The 21,552-nt window shown below is 60.2% G+C and carries 24 protein-coding genes; 20 read left to right on the plus strand and 4 right to left on the minus strand.

The window, feature by feature from the left end; all coding sequences use genetic code 11:
• Nucleotides 1-271: 271 nt before the first annotated feature.
• Entirely contained in the window at nt 272-592 is a 321-nt protein-coding gene (locus SOX55_RS09005; protein WP_325287110.1) for a hypothetical protein, read from the minus strand.
• A gap of 328 nt (nt 593-920) precedes the next feature.
• Between SOX55_RS09005 and SOX55_RS09010 the strand changes: the two genes are divergently transcribed.
• Entirely contained in the window at nt 921-1,499 is a 579-nt protein-coding gene (locus tag SOX55_RS09010) for a DUF308 domain-containing protein (RefSeq protein ID WP_325287111.1), read from the plus strand.
• Between the two features lie 40 nt (nt 1,500-1,539).
• On the opposite strand, the gene SOX55_RS09015 is transcribed toward SOX55_RS09010, so the two are convergent.
• A complete protein-coding gene (locus tag SOX55_RS09015; RefSeq protein WP_325287112.1) occupies nt 1,540-2,115 on the minus strand; it encodes a TetR/AcrR family transcriptional regulator in 576 nt (191 codons plus the stop codon).
• 95 nt (nt 2,116-2,210) lie between these two features.
• On the opposite strand from SOX55_RS09015, the gene SOX55_RS09020 reads away from it, so the two are divergent.
• The 9 genes from SOX55_RS09020 to SOX55_RS09060 all read left to right on the plus strand — a co-directional run bounded on the left by SOX55_RS09020 (nt 2,211) and on the right by SOX55_RS09060 (nt 10,056).
• Nucleotides 2,211-2,732: a hypothetical protein gene (locus SOX55_RS09020; RefSeq protein ID WP_325287113.1), complete on the plus strand. Its 522-nt coding sequence runs from the start codon at nt 2,211-2,213 to the stop codon at nt 2,730-2,732.
• Nucleotides 2,729-3,793 (plus strand): lysylphosphatidylglycerol synthase transmembrane domain-containing protein, encoded by a 1,065-nt coding sequence (locus tag SOX55_RS09025; RefSeq protein WP_325287114.1) that lies wholly within the window; start codon nt 2,729-2,731, stop codon nt 3,791-3,793. The genes SOX55_RS09020 and SOX55_RS09025 overlap by 4 nt, the downstream gene beginning before the upstream one ends.
• Entirely contained in the window at nt 3,790-4,947 is a 1,158-nt protein-coding gene (metK, locus tag SOX55_RS09030) for a methionine adenosyltransferase (protein WP_325287115.1), read from the plus strand. The genes SOX55_RS09025 and metK overlap by 4 nt, the downstream gene beginning before the upstream one ends.
• A 189-nt stretch (nt 4,948-5,136) precedes the next feature.
• Nucleotides 5,137-6,507, plus strand: a complete 1,371-nt coding sequence (locus SOX55_RS09035; RefSeq protein WP_325287116.1) for a radical SAM protein — start codon at nt 5,137-5,139, stop codon at nt 6,505-6,507.
• A gap of 99 nt (nt 6,508-6,606) precedes the next feature.
• On the plus strand, nt 6,607-7,494 hold the full coding sequence (locus SOX55_RS09040; RefSeq protein ID WP_325287117.1) for a DegV family protein: 888 nt from the start codon (nt 6,607-6,609) through the stop codon (nt 7,492-7,494).
• Nucleotides 7,495-7,497: 3 nt separating this feature from the next.
• Nucleotides 7,498-8,397 (plus strand): DegV family protein, encoded by a 900-nt coding sequence (locus SOX55_RS09045; RefSeq protein WP_442873619.1) that lies wholly within the window; start codon nt 7,498-7,500, stop codon nt 8,395-8,397.
• 83 nt (nt 8,398-8,480) lie between these two features.
• Nucleotides 8,481-9,059, plus strand: coding sequence for a TetR/AcrR family transcriptional regulator (locus SOX55_RS09050; protein ID WP_325287119.1), 579 nt, complete (start codon nt 8,481-8,483; stop codon nt 9,057-9,059).
• Between the two features lie 151 nt (nt 9,060-9,210).
• The gene (locus SOX55_RS09055; RefSeq protein ID WP_325287120.1) at nt 9,211-9,810 is read left to right on the plus strand and encodes a patatin-like phospholipase family protein; all 600 of its coding nucleotides are present in this window, start codon (nt 9,211-9,213) and stop codon (nt 9,808-9,810) included.
• Nucleotides 9,811-9,840: 30 nt separating this feature from the next.
• Nucleotides 9,841-10,056, plus strand: coding sequence for a DUF6363 domain-containing protein (locus tag SOX55_RS09060; protein WP_325287152.1), 216 nt, complete (start codon nt 9,841-9,843; stop codon nt 10,054-10,056).
• Nucleotides 10,057-10,159: 103 nt separating this feature from the next.
• On the opposite strand, the gene SOX55_RS09065 is transcribed toward SOX55_RS09060, so the two are convergent.
• Nucleotides 10,160-11,080: a LysR family transcriptional regulator gene (locus SOX55_RS09065; protein ID WP_325287121.1), complete on the minus strand. Its 921-nt coding sequence runs from the start codon at nt 11,078-11,080 to the stop codon at nt 10,160-10,162.
• A gap of 266 nt (nt 11,081-11,346) precedes the next feature.
• Nucleotides 11,347-11,673 (minus strand): hypothetical protein, encoded by a 327-nt coding sequence (locus SOX55_RS09070; RefSeq protein WP_325287122.1) that lies wholly within the window; start codon nt 11,671-11,673, stop codon nt 11,347-11,349.
• Here SOX55_RS09070 and SOX55_RS09075 point away from each other — a divergent pair.
• The 10 genes from SOX55_RS09075 to SOX55_RS09120 all read left to right on the plus strand — a co-directional run bounded on the left by SOX55_RS09075 (nt 11,672) and on the right by SOX55_RS09120 (nt 21,550).
• On the plus strand, nt 11,672-13,060 hold the full coding sequence (locus tag SOX55_RS09075) for an ABC transporter substrate-binding protein (RefSeq protein WP_325287123.1): 1,389 nt from the start codon (nt 11,672-11,674) through the stop codon (nt 13,058-13,060). The two genes, SOX55_RS09070 and SOX55_RS09075, sit on opposite strands and share 2 nt — an antisense overlap.
• Nucleotides 13,061-13,238: 178 nt before the next feature.
• Entirely contained in the window at nt 13,239-14,177 is a 939-nt protein-coding gene (locus SOX55_RS09080) for an ABC transporter permease (protein WP_325287124.1), read from the plus strand.
• Nucleotides 14,178-14,187: 10 nt separating this feature from the next.
• On the plus strand, nt 14,188-15,054 hold the full coding sequence (locus SOX55_RS09085; RefSeq protein ID WP_325287125.1) for an ABC transporter permease: 867 nt from the start codon (nt 14,188-14,190) through the stop codon (nt 15,052-15,054).
• A 15-nt stretch (nt 15,055-15,069) separates the two neighbouring features.
• On the plus strand, nt 15,070-16,059 hold the full coding sequence (locus SOX55_RS09090) for an ABC transporter ATP-binding protein (RefSeq protein WP_325287126.1): 990 nt from the start codon (nt 15,070-15,072) through the stop codon (nt 16,057-16,059).
• The gene (locus SOX55_RS09095) at nt 16,056-17,018 is read left to right on the plus strand and encodes an ABC transporter ATP-binding protein (RefSeq protein ID WP_325287127.1); all 963 of its coding nucleotides are present in this window, start codon (nt 16,056-16,058) and stop codon (nt 17,016-17,018) included. Before SOX55_RS09090 ends, SOX55_RS09095 begins: the two co-directional genes overlap by 4 nt.
• A gap of 57 nt (nt 17,019-17,075) precedes the next feature.
• Complete coding sequence (locus SOX55_RS09100; protein ID WP_325287128.1) at nt 17,076-18,419, plus strand: amidohydrolase; 1,344 nt, start codon at nt 17,076-17,078, stop codon at nt 18,417-18,419.
• Nucleotides 18,403-18,909, plus strand: a complete 507-nt coding sequence (locus SOX55_RS09105; protein ID WP_325287129.1) for an L-2-amino-thiazoline-4-carboxylic acid hydrolase — start codon at nt 18,403-18,405, stop codon at nt 18,907-18,909. The genes SOX55_RS09100 and SOX55_RS09105 overlap by 17 nt, the downstream gene beginning before the upstream one ends.
• A gap of 12 nt (nt 18,910-18,921) precedes the next feature.
• The gene (locus SOX55_RS09110; protein ID WP_325287130.1) at nt 18,922-19,434 is read left to right on the plus strand and encodes an L-2-amino-thiazoline-4-carboxylic acid hydrolase; all 513 of its coding nucleotides are present in this window, start codon (nt 18,922-18,924) and stop codon (nt 19,432-19,434) included.
• Nucleotides 19,431-21,233, plus strand: coding sequence for an FAD-binding protein (locus SOX55_RS09115; protein WP_325287131.1), 1,803 nt, complete (start codon nt 19,431-19,433; stop codon nt 21,231-21,233). Before SOX55_RS09110 ends, SOX55_RS09115 begins: the two co-directional genes overlap by 4 nt.
• A 5-nt stretch (nt 21,234-21,238) precedes the next feature.
• The gene (locus tag SOX55_RS09120) at nt 21,239-21,550 is read left to right on the plus strand and encodes a 2Fe-2S iron-sulfur cluster-binding protein (RefSeq protein ID WP_325287132.1); all 312 of its coding nucleotides are present in this window, start codon (nt 21,239-21,241) and stop codon (nt 21,548-21,550) included.
• Nucleotides 21,551-21,552: the final 2 nt, after the last annotated feature.

Consider the following 21,552-nt stretch of genomic DNA (forward strand, 5'->3'; position numbering starts at 1 on the left):
ACAGCACTTAAAATAGTAAAATCTCAAACCCGTTGTGCCGCAGCACTTTGCGGCATTCGGCGGCATTAGGTGACACGGTTCAAAATCGCACACAGGCGATTCGAATCCTTCACCCGCTGCCAGAAAAGTCCTGAAACCTCAAGGTTTCAGGACTTTTTTTGTATATCAGGAACCCGCTGGCCAGGCGGGTTACAAACAGGTCCGCATGGCGTAAAGCCATGCGGACCTGTTTGTAACCGGATATTCCGTTCGGGTTGCGCGGTTCCCGCTGTCACCCCAGGCAGCGATACAGGAACTTCACAATCTGGGCCCGGGTGCAGGCAGCGTCGGGGGAGAAGGCGGTGCCGGTGGTGCCGCCGGTGATGGCAAGGTTTTCACAATATACAAAAATGCCGCAGCTCCTGAGAATCGACTCGCCGCTGATGGCGGTCAGCTGGCCGCCTGCCTCGATGGTCAGGCTGTTCCGGGCGCAAATGCCGTAGCTAAAGTCCACGCCATCGCACACGCTGGTGATGGTGTTTTCGTCTGCCGGTTTGATGATCGTGTCCGCGGGAACCTGCACCGCAATTCCGGCAGAGGTGGTAAAGTTCACGCCGTTGAGGGTGAGCTTATTACTCGCCGAATCCCACGTCGCATCGCCGCTGCTTTTGAGCGGCGCCGGCGCCGCATCTGTGTCAGTGGTGAAGTCCGCCGTTTTGATGCTGTTACCGGCTCCGGGTCCGCCGCCAGGGCGGAGACGGTCAGCAGGGTCAGGCACATCACCAGACCGAACGGGATGCCCGCTCCCCGCCGCCCGCCGGAAAGTTGGACAATGTCAGTGCCCGTGCCTGAATTTTAGGCACGGGCACTGGTTTTGCCCATGTTCCGCGCCTCCGCAAGAGAATACAATCATGACAATCTCAAAAAAGGAGGGGGCCTTCTTGAAAAAGCTGCGATTGGCGCGGGACGGATATATCGTCATGTCCGTCGTGTTTTACATCGCGGGACTGACCTATATGTTCCTGCCGGAGATCTCTCCGATGACCATCTGCATCACCAGCGGCATCGTGCTGATCATCTACGGCATCATCAAAGTGATCGGGTACTGCTCCGATGACCTCTACTGCCTGGCGTTCCAGTACGATCTGGCCTGCGGCCCGTTTCTGATGGTGCTGGGGGTCATCATACTGGCGTGCAATCAACGGATCGTCGCCCATCTGTCCGTCGGGCTGGGGGTGCTGGTCCTGCTGGACAGCCTTCTCTCCATCCAGACATCCAAAGACGCCAGACAGTTCGGACTGGAGACATGGAACGTCATTCTGGCGACGTCGGTTGTGGCCGCCGTGTGCGGCGTCCTGCTGATTGTCAGGCCGTACCAAAGTTCCGGGGCCGCCCATCTTGCGGCCGGCGGCACACTGCTGGCGGAGGGGCTGAAAAACCACTGCGTTGTCATTCTCACGGTGAAAACCATGAAGCGTCATTGGCCGGAGAGGGAAGCGGATTCCCGTTCACAGATATAGAAGGAGTACTGCCTTTGCAGTACTCCTTCCGGAATCCGTCTTATTTCGTTTCCAGGCACTTCAGAAACGCCTGCTTCCCGGAGCCGGCCAGCAGCTCACAGATGCCCTGGGCCGCTGCCAGCAGATCATAGTCCATCCCTGTGTCCAGCCAGTCCAGAAGGGCGCCCACGAGGGTGCACTTATAATACCGGATCAATAGGTTTTTCTCCGCCGCGTGGCTTTCGGAGGGAAGCAGGTCCGCGGTGGTGGCCTCCACGTACCGGCTGACCGTGTACATGGCGGCCCGGTCCAGGTAGGTCAGGAATACCTCCCGCTGGACGGAGCGGTAGATGTGGAGGATGGCCTTTTTGTTGTCGGTGCAGTATTGCACGAAGGGTGCAATGCAGTCCATGGGGGAGCCGAATCGGGAGTGGGCCTGAATGATCTGGTCCGACATGTACCGGACGGTCTGCTCCAGAAGGGAGGGGATCCCCTCGAAATGATAGTAAAACGTGTTGCGGTTGATGCCGCACCGGTCAACGATGTCCTTGACGGTGATTTTGCTCAGCGGGCGCTCCGTCAGAAGCTCCAGAAACGCGTCCGCAATGGCGTCCTTTGTGCGGTTCAGGCTGCTCACCCCCCTGGTTTTTCATGCGGGAACAACTTTAATTTATCACAGATTGCCGGTTTTGGCAATCGGTGAAAATCATGCCCGGAGATGGAGGAACCCCGATGATCCAGACAATCCAGACACTGATCTGCCGTCTCTTTCCGGTGATCGGCGCTGTCTGTGTGCTGTTTCCCGGCCCTGTGACGGCGGTGCTGCCCTATCTGCTGGGGGGCGCCATGGCCCTTGCGGCCGCGGCCCGGGGCGTGAGCTGCCGGCGGGGCAGAGGGCTTCCCGGCGGCAGCTCCGACGGGCTGGCCCACGCCCTGATTCTGCTGATCATGGGGACGGCGTTTATTGCGCAGGGGGCAAACGCTCTGGGCCCCATGGGCACCACCTGGGCGATTTTCGGCATCCGCAAGGCCTCCCGGTCCCTGGGCCGGGCCATCCGGCAGCTTCGCGGGAAAGGGCGGTTTATGGCCCCGCTTCTGGAGTTTCTGCTGCGGATCACGCTGGCGCTGATGCTGCTCTTTGACCCGTTTGAGAAGTTTTCCTCCCATGTTGTGATTCTGGGGCTGGAGCTGATGGCAACCAGCGTCCGGTTCTCCAAAAACTTTCTGCCCGCCTGGGAGGACTGGGGCGCATGAATCACGGCGTCGGCACCCCAGAGGGGCGGAAACGGCGGAAAACGGCTGCCGTCAGCGCGGCGACGCTCCTGCTGCTGTCATTGCTGGTGTTCCGGGTTTTCCGGGACCACGCCCGGGAGATTCTGGAGAATATCCGGGCTGTCAGCCTCCCGGAGCTGCTTGTGCTGCTGGCCATGGGCGTGGCGTATCAGCTGCTGGAGTCGGCAGTCTGCGTGACGCTGGTCCGCCGCCGGCTGCCGGCGTTTTCCTTCCGGCAGGCAGTGGAGGTAACGCTTTTGGGGGTTTTCGGAAATGTGTCCACCCTCTCCGCCGGAACCATTCCCATGCAGAGCGGCTATCTGCGCCGCTGCGGCCTGATGGCGGGCGGCGGCGCCGGCATCATGACGCTGGAATACGTGTTTCACAAAACCGCCGTCCTGGCCTATACCACCGTGATGCTGCTCCTGCAGGGCCGGTGGCTGGGCGGCACGGCCCGGGGCCTCGCCCGCTGGCTGTTCCTGGGATACGGCATCTGCGCCCTGATCATCGCGGGGCTGCTCCTGCTGTGTACCTGGGAGAGGGTGCAGCGGCTGGCGCTGCGGGGGATGGACCGCCTGCCCGATACGGAAGCCTGGGAACGCCGCCGGCGGCTGTGGCAGGCAAACCTGACCGCCCTTTACGAAGAGTCCCGGCAGCTGCTGCGGGATGGCCGCTGCCTCATGAAAGTGCTGGCGTGGAACGCCCAGCATCTGTGCTGCCTGTACAGCATCCCCTTCCTCGCCGCACAGATGCTGGAAATTCCCGGCCCGGGCTTCCGGCAGATGCAGCTGCTGACCGGGCTGATGCACCTGATCTCCAACGCCCTGCCCAACGTGGCGGGGGTGGGGCCGGTGGAGTTCGCCTTTGTCATGATCTTTTCCCGGTATATGACTTACGCCCAGGCGTCCTCCGCGCTGATTCTGTACCGGGTCGCCACCTTCTTTTTTCCCTTTGTCCTCAGCGTGATTGTGTTTCTGCGGGTACAGCGGCAAGTGCTGGACCACGCAGCCGGAGAAAAATACAACAGGAGATGTGAGTTATGAGAACATTTTTGACTTCCGAATCGGTCACCGAAGGCCACCCCGACAAAATCTGCGATTTTGTGGCGGACAGCATCCTGGACGCATTGCTGGAGGAAGACCCCGGATCCCGCAGCGCCGTGGAGGTCACGGCGGAGCCGGGGGCCATGCACATTATGGGAGAGGTTACCAGCAAGGCCGCCCCGGACTATGTGAAAATCGCCCGCCGCTGCATCGCGAAGACCGGCTACACAAAGTCCGCCTATGGGTTTGACGCCATCCGCACGCGGATCACCTGCTCCATCCATGAGCAGTCCCCGGACATCGCCATGGGCGTGGACGCGGCGGATGACGGCTCCGGGGATGTGGGCGCCGGCGACCAGGGCATGATGTTCGGCTACGCCTGCACCGAGACCCCGGAGCTGATGCCGCTGCCCATTACGCTGGCCCACGCCCTGACCCGCCGCCTGACGGAGGTGCGGAAGTCCGGCGCGCTGGCTTACCTGCGGCCGGACGGAAAGGCGCAGGTCACCGTGGAGTATGAGGACGGTGTGCCCCTCCGGGTGGACACGGTGGTGGTTTCCGCCCAGCACGATCCGGAGGCGGATATGGCGGTGCTGCGCGGGAATATTCTGGAGCAGGTGGTGTTCCCGGTGATTGACGCCGGACTGCTGGATGAGAATACGAAATACCGCATCAATCCCACCGGCCGCTTTGTGCTGGGCGGTCCCGCCGCCGACACGGGGCTGACCGGAAGGAAGATCATCTGCGATACCTACGGCGGCGCGGGCCATCACGGCGGCGGGGCCTTTTCCGGCAAGGACGCCACGAAGGTGGACCGCAGCGCCGCCTACATGGCCCGCCACATCGCCAAGACCGCGGTGGCGGCCGGCGCCGCCGAAAAGCTGGAGCTTCAGCTGGGTTATGCCATCGGCGTCTCCGAGCCGGTGTCCGTGTCCGTGGATACCTTCGGCACAGGCCGTCTGCCGGATGACGTGCTGTGCGGCTGGGTGCGGGACTGCTTCGACCTGCGGCCCGGCGCCATCATCCGGTATCTGAAGCTGGACAGACCCGTTTTCGCCGCCGCCGCCGCGAATTACGGCCATTTCGGCCGGAGCGGCTTTGCCTGGGAGCAGGTGAATGAGGCCGCCATGGATGTGCTGAAGATCCAGCTCTGAGCGTGGCGGGACGGGACTCGATTTGCGCAGATCGCGGAAAATGTGCGAATTTCGGGTAAATCCGCCGGAGTGTCCCAGATTCAAACACCCCGGTTTTTTTGACCATGGCATACTTTAACCGGCTTTTCTATACTGATCATCAATCAGAACTTCTCTATCAAAAGTCCATAGAAGAAAGGAATGCGGAGCATGGCTATTAAAGAGAGTATTCAGATCGCGGCAATCAAGCAGGCCTACGCATATCTGGACAAGGACCCGGACGCCAATCTCCCCGAGCTGATGGACCTGGCGGACAAGATGGACACCGCCAACGCCTACGCCCCGCAGCGGGACGCGATCCGGGCGGCGATCTCCGACCCCGGCAACAACTGGTACAAGCTGGTGCGCAGCCTTTGGGAGGATGTGGATGACAATGTCCGCAAAAAGCTGTTTGAAAACTTCGTCATCAACGCAAACTTCCTGTGGGCGCCCCGCCGTCAGGCCGCCATGGAGCAGTACAACTGCAACATCCCCTGGGCCATCCTGATGGACCCCACCAGCGCCTGCAACCTCCGCTGCACCGGCTGCTGGGCGGCGGAGTACGGCAACAAGCTGAACATGGACCTGGAGACACTGGACTCCATCATCTGGCAGGCCAAGGAGCTGGGCATCCACATGTTCATCTACTCCGGCGGTGAGCCGCTGATGCGGAAGAAGGACCTCATTGCCCTCTGTGAGCGGCACAACGACTGCGTGTTCCTCTCCTTCGCCAACGGCACCCTCATCGACGAGGCCTTTGCCGACGAGATGCTGCGGGTGGGCAATTTCGTCCCCGCCATCTCCGTGGAGGGCTTCGAGGCGGGCACCGACTTCCGCCGGGGCCAGGGCACCTTCGCCCGGGTGAAGGCCGCCATGGAGCTGCTGCACCGGAAGAAGCTGCCCTTCGGCCTCTCCTGCTGCTACACCTCCCAGAATGTGGAGATGATCGGCAGCGAGGAGTACTTCGACTGGATGGTGGAGATGGGGGCCAAGTTCTGCTGGATCTTCACCTACATGCCCGTGGGCAACGGCGCTCCCACCAATCTGATGGCCACGGCGGAGCAGCGGGAGTTCATGTACCGCCAGGTGCGGGCCTTCCGGAAGACCAAGCCCCTCTTTACCATGGACTTCTGGAACGACGGCGAGTTCGTGGGCGGCTGCATCGCCGCCGGACGCAACTACCTGCACATCAACGCCAACGGCGACATTGAGCCCTGCGCCTTCATCCACTACTCCGATTCCAACATCAGGGAAAAAACCCTGATCGAGGCCTTCCAGTCCCCGCTGTTCATGGCCTACCGGGCCGGGCAGCCCTTCAGCGACAACCTGCTGCGGCCCTGCCCGCTGCTGGACAATCCCGGCGCCCTGGCTGCCATGGTGGAGAAGTCCGGCGCCCACTCCACGGATATGCAGTTCCCCGAGGATGTCCATGACCTGTCCGAGAAGTGCCGGGAGAAGGCGGAGCGGTGGAAGCCCGCGGCGGACCGCCTGTGGGCCTGCAGCCACGGGTGCGATGCCTGCGGCAGCTGCGGGGAAGAATAACGGTTCCGGGGGAGCGGCCGAAAGCGATTTGCCGTTCGGCTGCCGCGGCAACCCTCCGCGGCGGCCCGGGCGGGCATCCCCGGCGGAAAGGAGCGTTTCATGCACAACTATGTCTTAAGCTGCGGTTCCACCGCGGACCTGACACCCCAGCATTTCGCGGACCGTGATATTTCCTATATCTGCTATCCCTTTGAGTTGGATGGGAAACCGTACAGGGATGATCTGGGCCAGACCATCCCGTACGACCAATTCTACGCGGCCATGGCCGCCGGCGCGGAGACAAAGACGGCGCAGATCAATGCCTATGAGTTTGAGGAATATTTTGAGCCGTTTCTGAAGGACAGGAAGGATGTTCTGCATCTGTGCCTGTCCTCCGGCATCACCGGCGTCATCAACTCCGCCCGCATGGCCAAGGAAACGCTGGAGGATAAGTACCCGGGGCGCAGGATTTATCTGGTGGACTCTCTGGCGGCGTCCTCCGGCTGCGGACTGCTGATGGACAGGCTGGCGGACCTGCGGGACAGCGGCATGGACATTGGGACGCTCTGTGAATGGACGGAGCGGAACAAACTGCGGGTACACCACTGGTTCTTCTCCACGGACCTGTCCTTCTACATCAAGGGGGGCCGCATCTCCAAGACCGCCGGGGCGGTGGGCAGTATGCTGGGCATTTGCCCGCTTCTGAATGTGAGCGCGGACGGAAAGCTGGTTCCGCGGGAAAAGATTCGTTCAAAGAAACGTGTGATTCAGGCCATCGTGGACAAGATGGAGCAGTACGCGGACGGCGGAACGGACTACAGCGGGAAATGCTGTCTCTCCCATTCCGGCTGCTATGCGGACGCCCGCCAGGTGGCCGATCTGGTAGAGGCGCGCTTTCCGAAGCTGGACGGTCCCGCGGAGATCAACAGCATCGGCACCACCATTGGCTGCCATACTGGCCCGGGGACCGTTGCCCTGTTTTTCTGGGGAACGGCCAGAGGGGACTGACACTTGAGAGGTGCGTATGAGCGTTGCGATTATGACCGATACCAACAGCGGAATCTCCGTGGAGGAGGGGAAGCGGCTGGGGTTTTTGTGATTCCCATGCCCGTTCTGATTGACGGCAGCACGTATTACGAAGGGGTCAACCTGTCTCCGGGGGACTTCTACCGCTTCATGCTGGAGGGACACGCCGTCTCCACCTCCCAGCCCTCGCCCGGCGATGTCATGGAGATGTGGGACAGGATTCTGGAGCGGCACGAGGAGCTGGTGTATATCCCCATGTCCAGCGGGCTGAGCGCCTCCTGCCAGACGGCGCTTTGCCTGGCGGCGGAGTATCACGGCAGGGTGTGGGTGGTGGATCACCTCTCCGTCTCCGTCCCCCAGCGGTACGCTGTTCTGGACGCGCTAAAGCTGGCGGCCGGCGGCCGCGGCGGCGGGGAGATCAAAGCCGCCCTGGAAAAGACGGCGCCGGACACCGTGATTTACATCGGGGTGGACACCCTGGAATTTCTGAAAAAAGGGGGCCGCATCACCCCCGCCGTGGCGAAAATGGGCTCGCTGCTCCGGGTCAAGCCGCTGCTGCAGATCCGGGGCGCGCTTCTGGAGTCCCACGCGCAGGTGCATGGAACCAAGGGCTGCAAGCGCCGGGTGATGGAGGAGCTGCGGACGTGGGTGGAGAAGTATGAGGCAAGCGGCGATCCCTTTTCCATCGGCGCGGCGGACACCTTCCTCAGCAGCGGGGAGGAAGAGGAGTGGATCAGCATGGCCCGCGCCGCGTTTCCCGGCAGGGACATCCGCTATGATCCCCTGGCGTGCAGCATCGGGTGCCACGTGGGGCCGGGGGCCTTCGGCATGGCGGTCAGCAAGCGGGTCCCGGCCGGGGAGAAGGCCCTCTCCGCCGGCGGCTGACAGCGGCAGGGAGAGAGGGGGGCGCTTGCCATTTTGCCCGGATTCCTCTATACTGACGGTAACACGGAGAAAGGCGGGCAGGAATGGCACAGTTTACCGAGAGAGCGATCATGGACGCCTTTGTCCGGCTACTGGATCAGATGCCGCTGGACAAGATCACCGTCCGGGACATTATTACGGAGTGCGGAATCAGCCGCAACACCTTTTACTACCACTACGGCGACGTGTACGCGCTGCTGGAGGCGCTGCTGAAGCAGGAGATGCAGATGCTCCGGGCAAAGCACTGTCCGGAGGACACCTGGTACGATGACCTGCGGACCATCTTTACCCACATCTCCCAGAACCGCAGGCGGGTCTACCACATTTACCACTCCATCAACCACGGCATCCTGACGCAGTACCTGTTTCAGGCCACGGAGGGGCTGTTTCTGGAGTATGTCCGCCAGGCGGCGGAGGGGCTGGACGCCGCAGAGGAGGACCTGCGGTTCATTTGCTTTTCCTATCAGTCCATGTTTATGGGAATGCTGCTGGACTGGCTCCGCCGGGGCATGAAGGGGGAGCCGGTGGACTTTCTGGAGCGGGCGCAGCGGCTGCTGCTGGGCAATACCCGCCGGATGCTGGAGGCCAATGCGGGGAATCCGGCCGCCGGGGCGGAAAACTGAATATCAGTCATCGGAGGACACATCATCGCAATGATGCTGTCGAATGGGAAGATGTCGGGTGCGCCCGGTTACGGTCACGGAAGGAGAGGGATCCATGGCCGGACCGGGCGCTTTTTTTCAGCGGAAAACAGGAAAAATGGGGGATCAGAGCATGAAAATCGGCGTTGTGGATGTGGGCGGCGGCCTGCGGGGCGTCTATGCGGCGGGGGTTTTTGACTATTGCCTGGACCATCAGGTCCGGTTCGGCCTCTGCATCGGCGTCTCCGCCGGCAGCGCGAATATTTCCGCCTATATCGGCGGACAGAACCGGCGGAATTACCCGTTCTACACCGAATATCCCTTCCGGAAGGAGTACATGAGCCTGCGGAATTTCATTTTCAGGCGTTCCTACCTCGATTTGGATTATGTGTATGGGACGCTGAGCAATTCCGGCGGCGAAAACCCGCTGGACTATCCGGCGATCATCCGCAGCCCCATTGAGCTGTGCATTGTGGCCTCCAACGCGGAGACGGGAGAAGTCCGGTATTTTGACAAGAGCGACATGAAGCAGGACGATTACAGCATCCTGAAGGCCTCCTCCGCCATCCCCTTCGTGTGCCATCCCTACGAGGTGGAGGGCGTCCCCTATTACGACGGTGCGCTGGGGGACCCGGTGCCGGTGGAGAAGGCCTTCCGGATGGGCTGCGATAAAGTAGTGGTCATCCTGAGCAAGCCGAAGGAGCTGCTGCGGGGCCCCGGGAAGGACCTGTAGTTCGCGGACCGGATTCAGAGAAAGTACCCTCTGGCCGCTGAGAATCTGCGGCGGAGAGCGGAGCGGTATAACAGGGGCGTGGCGGCGGCAAAAGAATACGAGGCCCGGGGCCGGGCCCTGATTGTGGCGCCGGATGACACCTGCGGCCTGGAAACCCTGTCCAAGGACAAGGAGGCGCTGCGGCGGTTTTATGAGAAAGGGTATCGGGACGCCCGGGCGATACCGGCATTTATGAAGGAATGCTGACCGGGAGCCGGGGCGCGGAAGGGGGAGACGCCTCCGCCCGGCAGGCAAAACAGAACGGCAGGCCATGGCTGTGTTCCATGGTCTGCCGTTTTCGGCGGTTTTTTTATCGCTTTTCGTACTTGCCGCACACCTTTTTCACAATGGACGCGAAATAGCGCTCCGGGATGCTGACGGAGGAGGACTGAAACTCCAGCGTCAGCGCCCACTGCAGCTCCGGGTAGTCGGAGTAAAAGAACACCAGATCGTCCAGGGGAAGGAAGCTCTTCAGGTAGTAGGAGGGGATGAAGCTGACGCCGTAGTTCTTGGCGGCGAAGCTGACCATGGTGTCCACGGACTGGGTCTCCAGGAATCCCCGGATGGGAATCCGCCGCTTGTGCACCATTTCGTTCATGTCCTCAAAAATCCGCTGTCCCGCCTTGCCGGCAATCAGCTTCTGGTTTTCCAGATGGTGGATGTCCAGGTACTGGGGGTTTTCCAGGGAGTTGTCCGGCCCGGCCAGCCTGGCGAGGGGGTTTTTCCGGGAGACCACAATCAGGCGGGGCTGGGAGACCAGCACCTCAAAGGAGCCGCTGCTGTCGTTGATGTCATTCCCGTTGCGCACCAGCACCGCCATGTCGATTTTCCTGCGCATCAGGAGCTGGGCCAGATCCTCCGAGTGTCCCTCCTGGAGGCTGAGCTGAATGTTGGGATAGCGGCTGTAAAACTCCGGAAAGGCGTCGCTGATGACCTTGCTGTTCATGCTGGAGGTGCCGATGATCAGCTCCCGGGGCGCCTCGGATTCCAGCTGGGTGATTTCGGACAGGGCTTTTTCGTAGAGGGCGGAGGACTCCTTCAGAAACTGCAGAAACCGCTCCCCGGCCGGGGTCAGCTTCAGCGGAATGGTTCTCCGGTCCACCAGCTTGGTGCCCAGCTCGTCCTCAATGGCCTTCAGAAACTTGCTCAGGGAGGACTGGGAGATATACAGTTTGTCTGCGGCCCTGGAAATGCTGTGCTCCGTGGCAATGGCCTGAAAATACAATAACAAACGATTGTCGTAAATCAACAATATCAACTCCTGACAATGGTAATGGTCAACCGCTGTAATGCAAATACCGACAATATTCATTTGGATGCATTCTGCTGGCACAGGACATCAGATTGTAACGTTGGAAACATTATAACACATCTTTCATGACAAAAACGGAAATTCCAAATAATTGGAATATTTTTGCCTAATTTCGACAAAAGAATTTTGGAATCATCGGCCGTTTTTCGACGGAATTGGTCGATTTTCATAATGTCAATTCCTAATTATTGGTATTTCCTCCAGATATGCATAATTTGGAATAGTTTTGTTGAAGAAACAGCTATTTGCCATCCGCAAGGGAAAGAGGGTAGAATGGGGGCAAGGAAGAACAAACGGTTCTTCCGGGGATAACCGAAAAGAAGAAAGGTGTTGTAACAGATGAAAAGATTTTTGAGCCTGATGTTAAGCATGGCAATGCTTCTCACCCTGGTAACCGGCTGTTCCGGCGGCAGTTCCGGCAGCAGTGCCTCCGCGGGACAGACGGGATCTTCCACTGCAGTTGAAACACGCACCGACTTGAACTTCGGAATGACCGTTGAACCGGTTTCCATGAATCCGTATATGGTGTCTGACTCCGGCTCTTTCCTCCCCATCACTCAGGTGTTTGACACCCTGGTGCTGGAGAGCGAGGACGGCGAAATCGTTCCCAGCCTGGCGGAGTCCTGGGAGTTCTCCGAGGACCGTACCGAGCTGACCTTCAAGATTCATGACGGCGTCAAATTCCACAACGGCGATCCCCTGACTGCCGAGGACGTGGAGTACTCCATCAACAAGGCCGCCGCCTCCTCCTATGCCGCCAAGATCATGGGCACGGTGGAGAAGGCTGAGATTGTGGGCGACATGGAAGTCAAAATCACCCTGAAGCACGCCTATGAGCCCATCCTGAGCTGCCTGGCCTGCGCGCCCGCCTCCATCGTCAGCAAGAAGGCCATGGAAGCCGACGAAGAGGGCTTCGGCCGCAACCCCGTGGGCACCGGCGCCTATAAGTTCGTGGAGTGGAAGAACGGCGAGAGCCTGTCCTTTGTGGCCTTTGAGGATTACTTCAAGGGCGCCGCTCCCATCAAGGACCTGACCCTGAAGATCTACACCGATCAGAACACCGCTGTGTACGCTCTGGAGAACGGCGAAATTGACGTTCTGGACAATCCTCCCGCCAGCGAGCTGGCCAACCTGAGAGATCACAAGGGCATCAAGCTCTATGAGACCAACTCCTCCATGTACGTCTTCGCGGCGTTCAACAACGAGAAGGGGCCCTTCGCCAACAAGCTCCTGCGTCAGGCTGTTGCCTGCGCCATCAACCGTGACGATATCATCCTGGGCGCCCTGGAGGGCAACGGCGTTCCCGTGGAAGTGCCCGTTTCTCCCAACGCGGTTGGCTATCCCGCTGATCTGAAGGGCTTCCCCAATGACATTGAGAAGGGCAAGGCTCTGGTGGCGGAGGCCGGCTATCCCAACGGCCTCACCGTGACCCTGAAGTGCACGGAGAGCCCCCTGTACAGCAAGCCCGCCCAGATTATCCAGGACGAGCTGCGCCAGATCGGCATCAACGTGGAGCTGGATATCATGGAGAAGGGCGCCTTCCTGGAGGACATCTACAACGAGGGCGATTATGAGATGTGCGTGTGGGCCATCATCTCCATGTTCGCCGACGCGGACTACACCCTGTACTCCCGCTTCCACAGCAAGCTCTACGGCGGCAGCAACAACTTCTTCCGCTGCCAGATCCCCGAGCTGGACTCGCTGCTGGATCAGTCCCGTATCGAGGGCGACTACAACAAGCGTATGGAGATCATCAAGCAGGCCTGTGAGATCGTGAACGAGGAAGCCATCATGATCCCCCTGTTCTGCGGCCTGAACACCGTGGCTGCCAACGAGACCCTGCAGGGTGTTGTGGCAAACTCCACCAGCCGCTATTACATCTGCAACTACGCCTGGTAATCTGCGGCATCTGAGGCTCTGCAATCCGGGCAGCCCGTACATAGCAGCCTGAATGAATTTGCACTGCGGTGCGGCTCGTGTAATCGACAAGCCGCACCGCAGTGTGCATATTGGACAGTTTCCATCAAGTGCTGCCGCAGAACGCTTCGCTGCAGCGTTTTGCGGAATAGGAGGAACAATGCTTAAATTTATCGGAAAGCGGTTAATCATGCTGATTCCCGTGCTGTTGGGAATCTCATTCATCATTTTTGCCATTATGAGCTTTTCTCCCGGCGACCCCGTCCGCATGAAGCTGGGCGACGGCGCCAGCGAGGAGGAAGTGACCGCCATGCGGGAGGAGATGGGACTGAACGATCCCTTCCTGGTGCAGTACGCGCGGTTTATCGTCAACGCCCTGCACGGCGATTTCGGCAAGTCCTACCGCAACAACGTGGACGTGTTCAATGAGCTGATCGCCCGGTTTCCCAATACCCTGAAGCTGGCCATCTGCGGCATCCTGATCTCCATCATCATCGGCATCCCGGTGGGCGTCATATCGGCGGTCAAGCAATACTCGCTGCTGGACCACGTGTGCACGGTTTCGGCGCTGCTGATGACGTCCCTGCCCTCGTTCTGGCTGGGCCTGATGATGATGCTGCTGTTTGCCAACACGCTGCACTGGCTGCCGGCCACAGGCGCGGACAGCTGGAAGCACTTCATCATGCCCTCCATCGCCGTGGCGGCTACCACCCTGGCCACGCTGATCCGCATGACCCGCTCCACCATGCTGGAGGTCATCCGGCAGGATTACATCCGCACGGCCCGGGCGAAGGGCGCCACGGAGCGGACGGTGGTATTCAAGCACGCCCTGCGCAACGCCCTGCTGCCGGTGGTCACGGTTATCGGCAACAACTTCGGCGCCCTGCTGGGCGGCGCGCTGATTGCGGAAACGGTGTTTGCCATCCCCGGCCTGGGCTCTTTGATGGTGGCCTCCGTCCGGGCGAAGGATACGCCCATGGTGATGGCCTCCGTACTGTTTGTGGCAATTGCCGTGGGTATTGTCAACCTGATCGTTGACGTGCTCTACGCCTACATCGACCCGAGAATCAAGTCTCAGTATATGGGGGTGAAAAAATAAGATGGAGCAGATGAACCGAACACAGTACAGGAAAAAGAGCAAGCTGAAATCCATCTGGATCCGCTTCAAGAAAAACCGTCTGGCGCTGGCCGGACTGTGCGTCCTGACGGCCCTGATCCTGATTGCCATCTTTGCCGATTTCATTGTGGACTATGACGTGGCCATTACCCAGGTGATGGCGGACCGGCTGCAGACCCCCAACGCCCAGCATATCTTCGGAACGGACCAGCTGGGCCGCGACATTTTCGCCCGCATCATCTTCGGCGCCCGCAACTCCCTGTTCGTGGGCCTGCTGACGGTGGTGGTGTCCCTGAGCTTCGGCTCCATCATCGGCTCCGTGGCCGGCTATTACGGCGGCAAGGTGGATAACATCATCATGCGCGTCATGGATGTGCTGATGGCGATCCCCTCCATGCTGCTGGCCATTTCCGTGGTGGCGGCCCTGGGAACCGGACTGGTGAACATCGTGATTGCCATGAGCGTGTCCCAGATTCCCCGCTTTGCCCGGATTGTGCGCTCCTCCATTCTGTCCATCAAGGGACAGGAATACATTGAGGCGGCCAGAGCCTGCGGCACGTCTGACGCCCGGATTATCTTCAAGCACATCATCCCCAATGCCATCGGCCCCATTATTGTGCAGTCCACGCTGACCATGGGCACGATGATTCTGACGGTGTCCTCTCTGAGCTTTGTGGGCCTCGGCATCCAGCCGCCCAGCCCGGAATGGGGCTCCATGCTGGCGGAGGGGAAGGACCAGATGCGCTACTTCCCCCATCTGGTGGTCATTCCCGGTCTGGCGCTGATTACCGCGGTGCTGTCTCTGAACCTGATGGGCGACGGCCTGCGTGACGCGCTGGATCCCAGACTGAAAAACTGAAGCGGGGTATCGACAATGGCTGAAAAATTGCTTGAAATCAAAGACCTGCATGTGGTCTACAAAACCGACGAAGGCTGCGTCTACGCGGTGAACGGCCTGAATCTGACGGTGAACAAGGGACAGGTCCTGGGCCTGGTGGGAGAGACCGGCGCCGGCAAGACCACCACCGCCCTGAGCATCCTCCGGCTGCTGCCGGACCGGATCGGCGAAATCGTCCAGGGGGAAATCCTGCTGGACGGGACGGATATTATTCACTGCAAGGACGCGGAGCTGCGGCTGATCCGGGGCAATAAGGTCTCCATGATCTTCCAGGACCCCATGACCAGCCTGAATCCCATTCTCACGGTGGGAGATCAGATCGCGGAGGTACTGGAGCTGCACAACCCTGACATGAACCACGAGGAAATTCAGGCGCGTGTGGACGATATGCTCTCCCTGGTGGGAATTGTGCCTGAGCGAAAGAACGACTATCCCCATCAGTTTTCCGGCGGCATGAAGCAGCGGGTGGTGATTGCCATTGCGCTGGCCTGCACGCCTGAGCTGCTGCTGGCGGATGAACCCACCACCGCCCTGGACGTGACGATTCAGGACCAGGTGCTGCAGATGATGCGGGAGCTGAAGGAAAAGCTGAATACCGCCATGATTCTGATCACCCATGACCTGGGTGTGGTGGCCAACAACTGCGACAGCGTGGCCATTATGTATGCCGGCGAGATTATTGAGCAGGGAACCGTGGAGGACGTGTTTGAGGGCGCGTACCACCACCCCTACACGGTGGGCCTCTTTAACTCGATTCCGGATCTTTCCAAGAAAACCAGACGGCTGAGCCCCATTGACGGTCTGATGCCGGACCCGTCCAATCTGCCCAGCGGCTGCGCGTTCCATGACCGCTGCCCCCGCTGCATGGAAAAGTGTGTTTCCCAGAAGCCGCAGCCCTTTGTGCAGGACACGCATATGGTTCGCTGCCATTTGTATCAGGGTGACGGAGAGGAGATGGCCCGATGAACAACACTACGCCCTTGATTCAGACAAAATCCCTGAAGAAGTATTTCAAAACCCCGCGGGGCGATCTCCACGCGGTGGATGATGTGAATCTGACCATCCAGCGGGGACAGACGCTGGGCGTGGTCGGCGAGTCCGGCTGCGGAAAATCCACCCTGGGCCGCACGATTCTGCGGCTGATTGAGCCTACCTCCGGCGAGATTCTCTACAACGGCGAGGATATTGTCAAGTATAACCGGAAGCAGATGCTGGCGCTGCGCAAGAAGATGCAGATCATCTTCCAGGACCCCTATGCCTCCCTGAACCCCAGAATGACGGTCAGCGAGATCATTTCCGAGCCGATGAAGGTCTGCAGAACCCTGACCAACCAGCGGGACATCGACAACAAGGTCTTTGAGCTGATGGAGACGGTGGGCCTGGCGGAGCGCTTCGTCAACACCTATCCCCACGAGCTGGACGGCGGCCGCCGCCAGCGCATTGGAATCGCCCGGGCACTGGCGCTGGACCCGGAGTTCATCGTTTGCGACGAGCCGGTCTCCGCGCTGGACGTGTCCATTCAGGCGCAGATTCTGAATCTGATGATGGACCTGCAGGAGGCCCGCGGCCTGACGTATATGTTCATTACCCACGATCTCAGCGTGGTGAAGCACATCAGCAACGAGATCGCGGTGATGTACCTGGGCCAGTGCGTGGAAAAGGCGCCCTCGGATGAGCTGTTTGAAAACCCGCTGCATCCCTATACCAAGGCTCTGCTGAACGCCATCCCGGTGCCCAACCTGAAGTACCGCAACAAGGAGCGGGTGGCCATCCGGGGCGAGGTGACCAGCCCCATCAACCCCAAGCCCGGCTGCCGCTTCGCGGGCCGCTGCCCCTGCGCAAAGCTGGAATGCACCGCCGGTGACCTGAGCCTGAACGAGGTCAGCAAGGACCACTTTGTCAGCTGCATCCTGTACCAGAAATAAATTTGCCGCATTCATTCCGCGTTTTGCCGGAATGAACCGGGAGAAAGAGGCTATCTGATGCAAAAAGTAATTGAGATTCAGCCGCAGTACCGGTGCGCCGCCAGAAAACTGGCGTCTCAGATCTATAAGAACCCGGAAAAGGGATATTGCGAGGAACTGGCAACCAACCTGTTTTCCGATTATCTGGAAGAGCTGGGACTGACGGTGGACCGGAACATTGTGAAAACCGGCTGTATTGCCAATGTGAAATTCAGCGACCAGGGCCCCCGCATCGCCATCATCGCGGAGCTGGACGCCATCAAGTGCAGGGCGCACCCCGCCTCCGGCCTGGATGGCTATGCCCATTGCTGCGGCCACAACCTGCAGGTGGCGGCCATGTACATGCTGGCGTCCAAGCTGGTGGAGTGGAAAGAGGCCGGCGGCCTGTGCGGCAGCGTGGATATCATCGGCGTCCCCTCCGAGGAGTACATCGACCTGTCGGTGAAGGAAGCCATGCAGGCCAGGGGGGAGATCCGGTACTTCGGCGGAAAGCAGGAGATGGTCCGGAAGGGCTACTTCAACAATGTGGACATTGCCATGATCACCCACAACATGCCCACCGACTATATGGGCAGGAACAAGGTGGTCATCGGCAGCACCAATATCGGCTTCTGCGCCAAAAAGGTGGAGTTTTTCGGCAGGGAGGCCCACGCGGGCCTTCACCCGGATGACGGCATCAACGCGCTCCACGCCATGGTGCAGGCCATCAACAATATCAACGCCCTGCGGGACACCTTCCCCGACAAGGAGGGCGTCCGGGTGCATTACATCGTCACCAACGGCGGCGAGACCGTCAATGTGGTGCCGGGCCACTCCTCTCTGGAGATGCATATCCGGGCAAGGAGCCTCTCCTGCCTGAATCAGGTCAGCGAGCGGATCAACCGCTGCTTCCAGGCGGCGGCGCAGGCCATCGGCTGCGATGTGGTCATCACGGAGATGCCGGGCTACCTGCCCGGCGTGCTCCACAGCAACATCGCCGACGACTGCGACCGGATCAGCCGGGAGCTGCTGGGGGAGGATTCCGTGGGCCGCGGCTCGATGTCCGGCGGCGCCAGCGACTTCGGCGATCTGACGCAGATCATGACAACGCTGAAGATCGCCACCGGCGGCATCAGCGGCAGCCTCCACGCCAAGGATTTCCGCCTGGAGGACTTCGATGAGGCCTGCGTGCTTCCCGCGCAGGTGCTGGGCGCCATGATCCGGGAGCTGCTGGAGAACGATGGCGCCAGGGCACGGGAGATTCTGGCGGAGAATCACCCCAACCTGACGGTACAGGCGTATCTGGACCTGCTGTCCAGGTATTCCAGAGTCCTGAAGTATTCGTACATGACGGCGGAGGTTCCCCATGGGGCAGATGATTGACCGGGAAGAGGCGAAGTGGCAGGTGGAGGTCACCATTGACCGCCTGGTCCACTTCTATTACCACACGGTTCAGACGCTGATTGCCGAGTTCGGAGAAGAGGAGGCCCGGCGCTTGATTCAGAAGATCATCGCGGACTTCGGCGCGGATTGCGGCCGGGCCACCAGGGCGCAGGTGGAGGCCCTGGGGAAGGAAAACTCCATTGTGAATCACAGCCTGGGGAAGGAGATTCCCCCCATCGCCTTTGAGAGCAGAAAAATCGCCACCGGCAGCGAGCGGGTCAAGATGACGGAGGTCACCGTGTGCCCCTATGCTAGGGCGTTTCAGGAGCTGGATTTTGCCCGGTGGGGACGGCTCTACTGCGAAATTGACCACGCCAAGTACAGCGGCTACAATGAGCGGTTCGTCTGCCATCATGACAAGAATCTGCTGGATGGAGACGACAGATGCATCATCCGGGTGGAAGACCCGGAGCCGCCGGCCGGGAAATAGGGAGGAACAGAAGTGGAAAAGGAAAACATGGACGTGCAGCAGGCAAAAAATGACGTTCTGATCATGGCGGACCGCCTGTCCTCGTTGTATTACTTCATGGTGAAGAGCATCCTGCAGGAGAACGACGAGGAGACGACGGAGCGCATCGTGCGCCGGGCGATTGAGGAGTATGGCCTGGACTGCGGACGGCGCGCCCGGAAAAAGGTGACGGAGCTGGGGGAGCCCATTACCCTCCAGAACTACCGTTTGGGAAAGGACCTGCCCTCCGTGGGCTGGGAGAAGAAGAAAATCGACACCGGCAGCGAAAACGTGAAGGCCAGCGAGGTGTCCTACTGCCCCTTTGCCCAGCACTGGAAGGAGCTGGGGTTTGAAAAGTGGGGCCGGATGTACTGCTACGTGGACCAGGCCAAGTACCGGGGCTACTGCGACGGCATGACCTGCTACCATGACAAGAATCTGCTGGACGGCGATGACTGCTGCATCGTGCGGATTGTGACGGAGCCTTCTGCTGAGGAGGAAAAATGAATAAGACGGTTGATGTTTTGGTGATTGGCGGCTCAGGCGCCGGCATTTCCGCCGCCATTGCCGCCGTGGAACAAAAACAGAGCGTCCTGCTGATCAGCAAAGGCAAACTGGGCAAAAACGGAAACGCCATCATGGCCGGCGGCAGCTTCTCCATTGACGGAAAAAGCGCCAGGGCCTTCGGCTATGAGAAGGCCGACGAGCGGGTGACGCAGGATGTGGTGTTCGACAACTTGGTGAAAGAGGGCTATTACCTGAACAACCAGAAGCTGGTGCGCCAGTTTGTGGAGGAGAGCCCTCAGGTGGTCTATGATCTGGTAAAATTCGGGGAAAAGGCCGGGCAGACCTTCGCGTTTCTGCCGCCCGGCAAGTGGTTCTCCGTGGGGCGGTCCTGGGCGGCGGCGCTGAAAGAATCGGTGAAGGCCCATCCGGACATCCAGATTCTGGAGGACTGCACGGTCATCGATCTCATCAGGACCGACGGCCGCGTCACCGGCGCCATCGGCTACGACATCTACACCGGTGAGAGAATCTGCGTCCACGCCAAAGCGGTGATTCTGGCAACCGGCGGCTATCAGCCGTTCTCCCTGAAAAACACCGTAACCGACATGACCGGCGACGGCCTGGGCATGGCCTACCGGGCGGGGGCGGGCCTGGCGGACATGGAGTTTGTCCTGTGCTTCCCCACCGCCCTTTCGCCGAAAGCCGTCAAAGGCTCCATCTATCCCTACCTGATTCAGGTGCTGATGGGCAAGTGGGGAATGCCGCCGGTGGTCCGCAACGCGAAGGGGGAGGAGATCGTTCTTCCGCCGGAGGTCTACGAACTGGTGCGGGGCAGCAAGATGGAAAAGCTCACCAGCTGCTATTACTGGGGACAGGAGATCTTCCGGGGGAACGGCACGCCCAACGGCGGCGTTTATTTCGATTACTCCGGCTATCCCGCCGAAAAGCGGGCGGAGATTCTGGACCGCTACATCAACTACATGGCTACCTGGCACCGCAAGGGCTATTACATGGGCGACGATATCAGCGCGCTGTACCAGCGCATCCGGGATCACGGGCTGCTGGAAGTGGGCCTGGGCTGCGAATACAGCAACGGCGGCGTGCTGGTGGATGAGACCATGGCCACGGAAATCCCCGGTCTCTACGCGGCCGGCGAGGTGACCAGCGGCGTCTTCGGCGCCATGCGGGCCGGCGACGGCCTGGTGGAAATGCTGGTGCAGGGCCACCGTGCTGGCCTTTCGGCGGCTGACTACGCCAGAAACTGCGACGGCGCCGCGGAAGCCCGGACTCCGGATTTCGGCGTGCTGGAGCAGGCGCTGGCGCGGAAGAAGGATGGCATTTCTCCCATCCGGGCCATGCGTCAGATGGAGAAGATCGCCGATTACGGGTTCAACTTTGTCCGCAGCGGGGATCGCATGGAAAAGAGCCTTCAGGATCTGGACAGATTCGGCCGGGAGGTCCTGCCGAACCTGGCGGTGAGCAATCCCAATCCGGTGTACAATCTGGAGCTGCTGTCCCTTTTCGCCGTGCAGAATCTGTTCCTGTGCCTGAAAGCGGGCCTGACGGCCGCGGAGCTGCGCAGAGAGAGCCGCGGTTCCCACATCCGGGTGGATTGCCCGGAGGTGAATCACGACGAGTACCTCCACCGCACGGTGTTCCACCGGGACGGCGGGGCGTTCCGCATCGACTTCCGGCGGCCTGAGGTGGTAAAATTCCAGCTGCCGCAGGGAAAGGACCGTGACATTATCTCCTATCTGTTCAACGAGGAACATCAATACTTGCGCCCGAAGATGAGGTAAAGAACATGCTGGTAAAAGTGTTTCGTTTTGAGGTCGGAAAGGATGCCGCGCCCTATTTCGCGGAGTATGAGATTCCCGGGGTGGATGAAGAATGGACCGTCATGGACGTGATGGACTATATCAGTGAGAATCTGGACCCCACGGTCAGCTACTATAAGCACAGCGCCTGCGACCACGGAATCTGCGGCCGCTGCCTGCTGCAGGTGAACGGAAAACCCGGCCTTGCCTGCACCACGAGGGTGGACCCCGCCGGAGTGCTCACCCTTGAGCCGGCGGCCAGACGGACGGTTGTCAAAGATTTGGTGACGGTGAACTGACG

It is taken from the genome of Dysosmobacter sp., assembly GCF_034093755.1.
In the GTDB taxonomy this organism is placed as follows: Bacteria; Bacillota; Clostridia; order Oscillospirales; family Oscillospiraceae; genus Oscillibacter.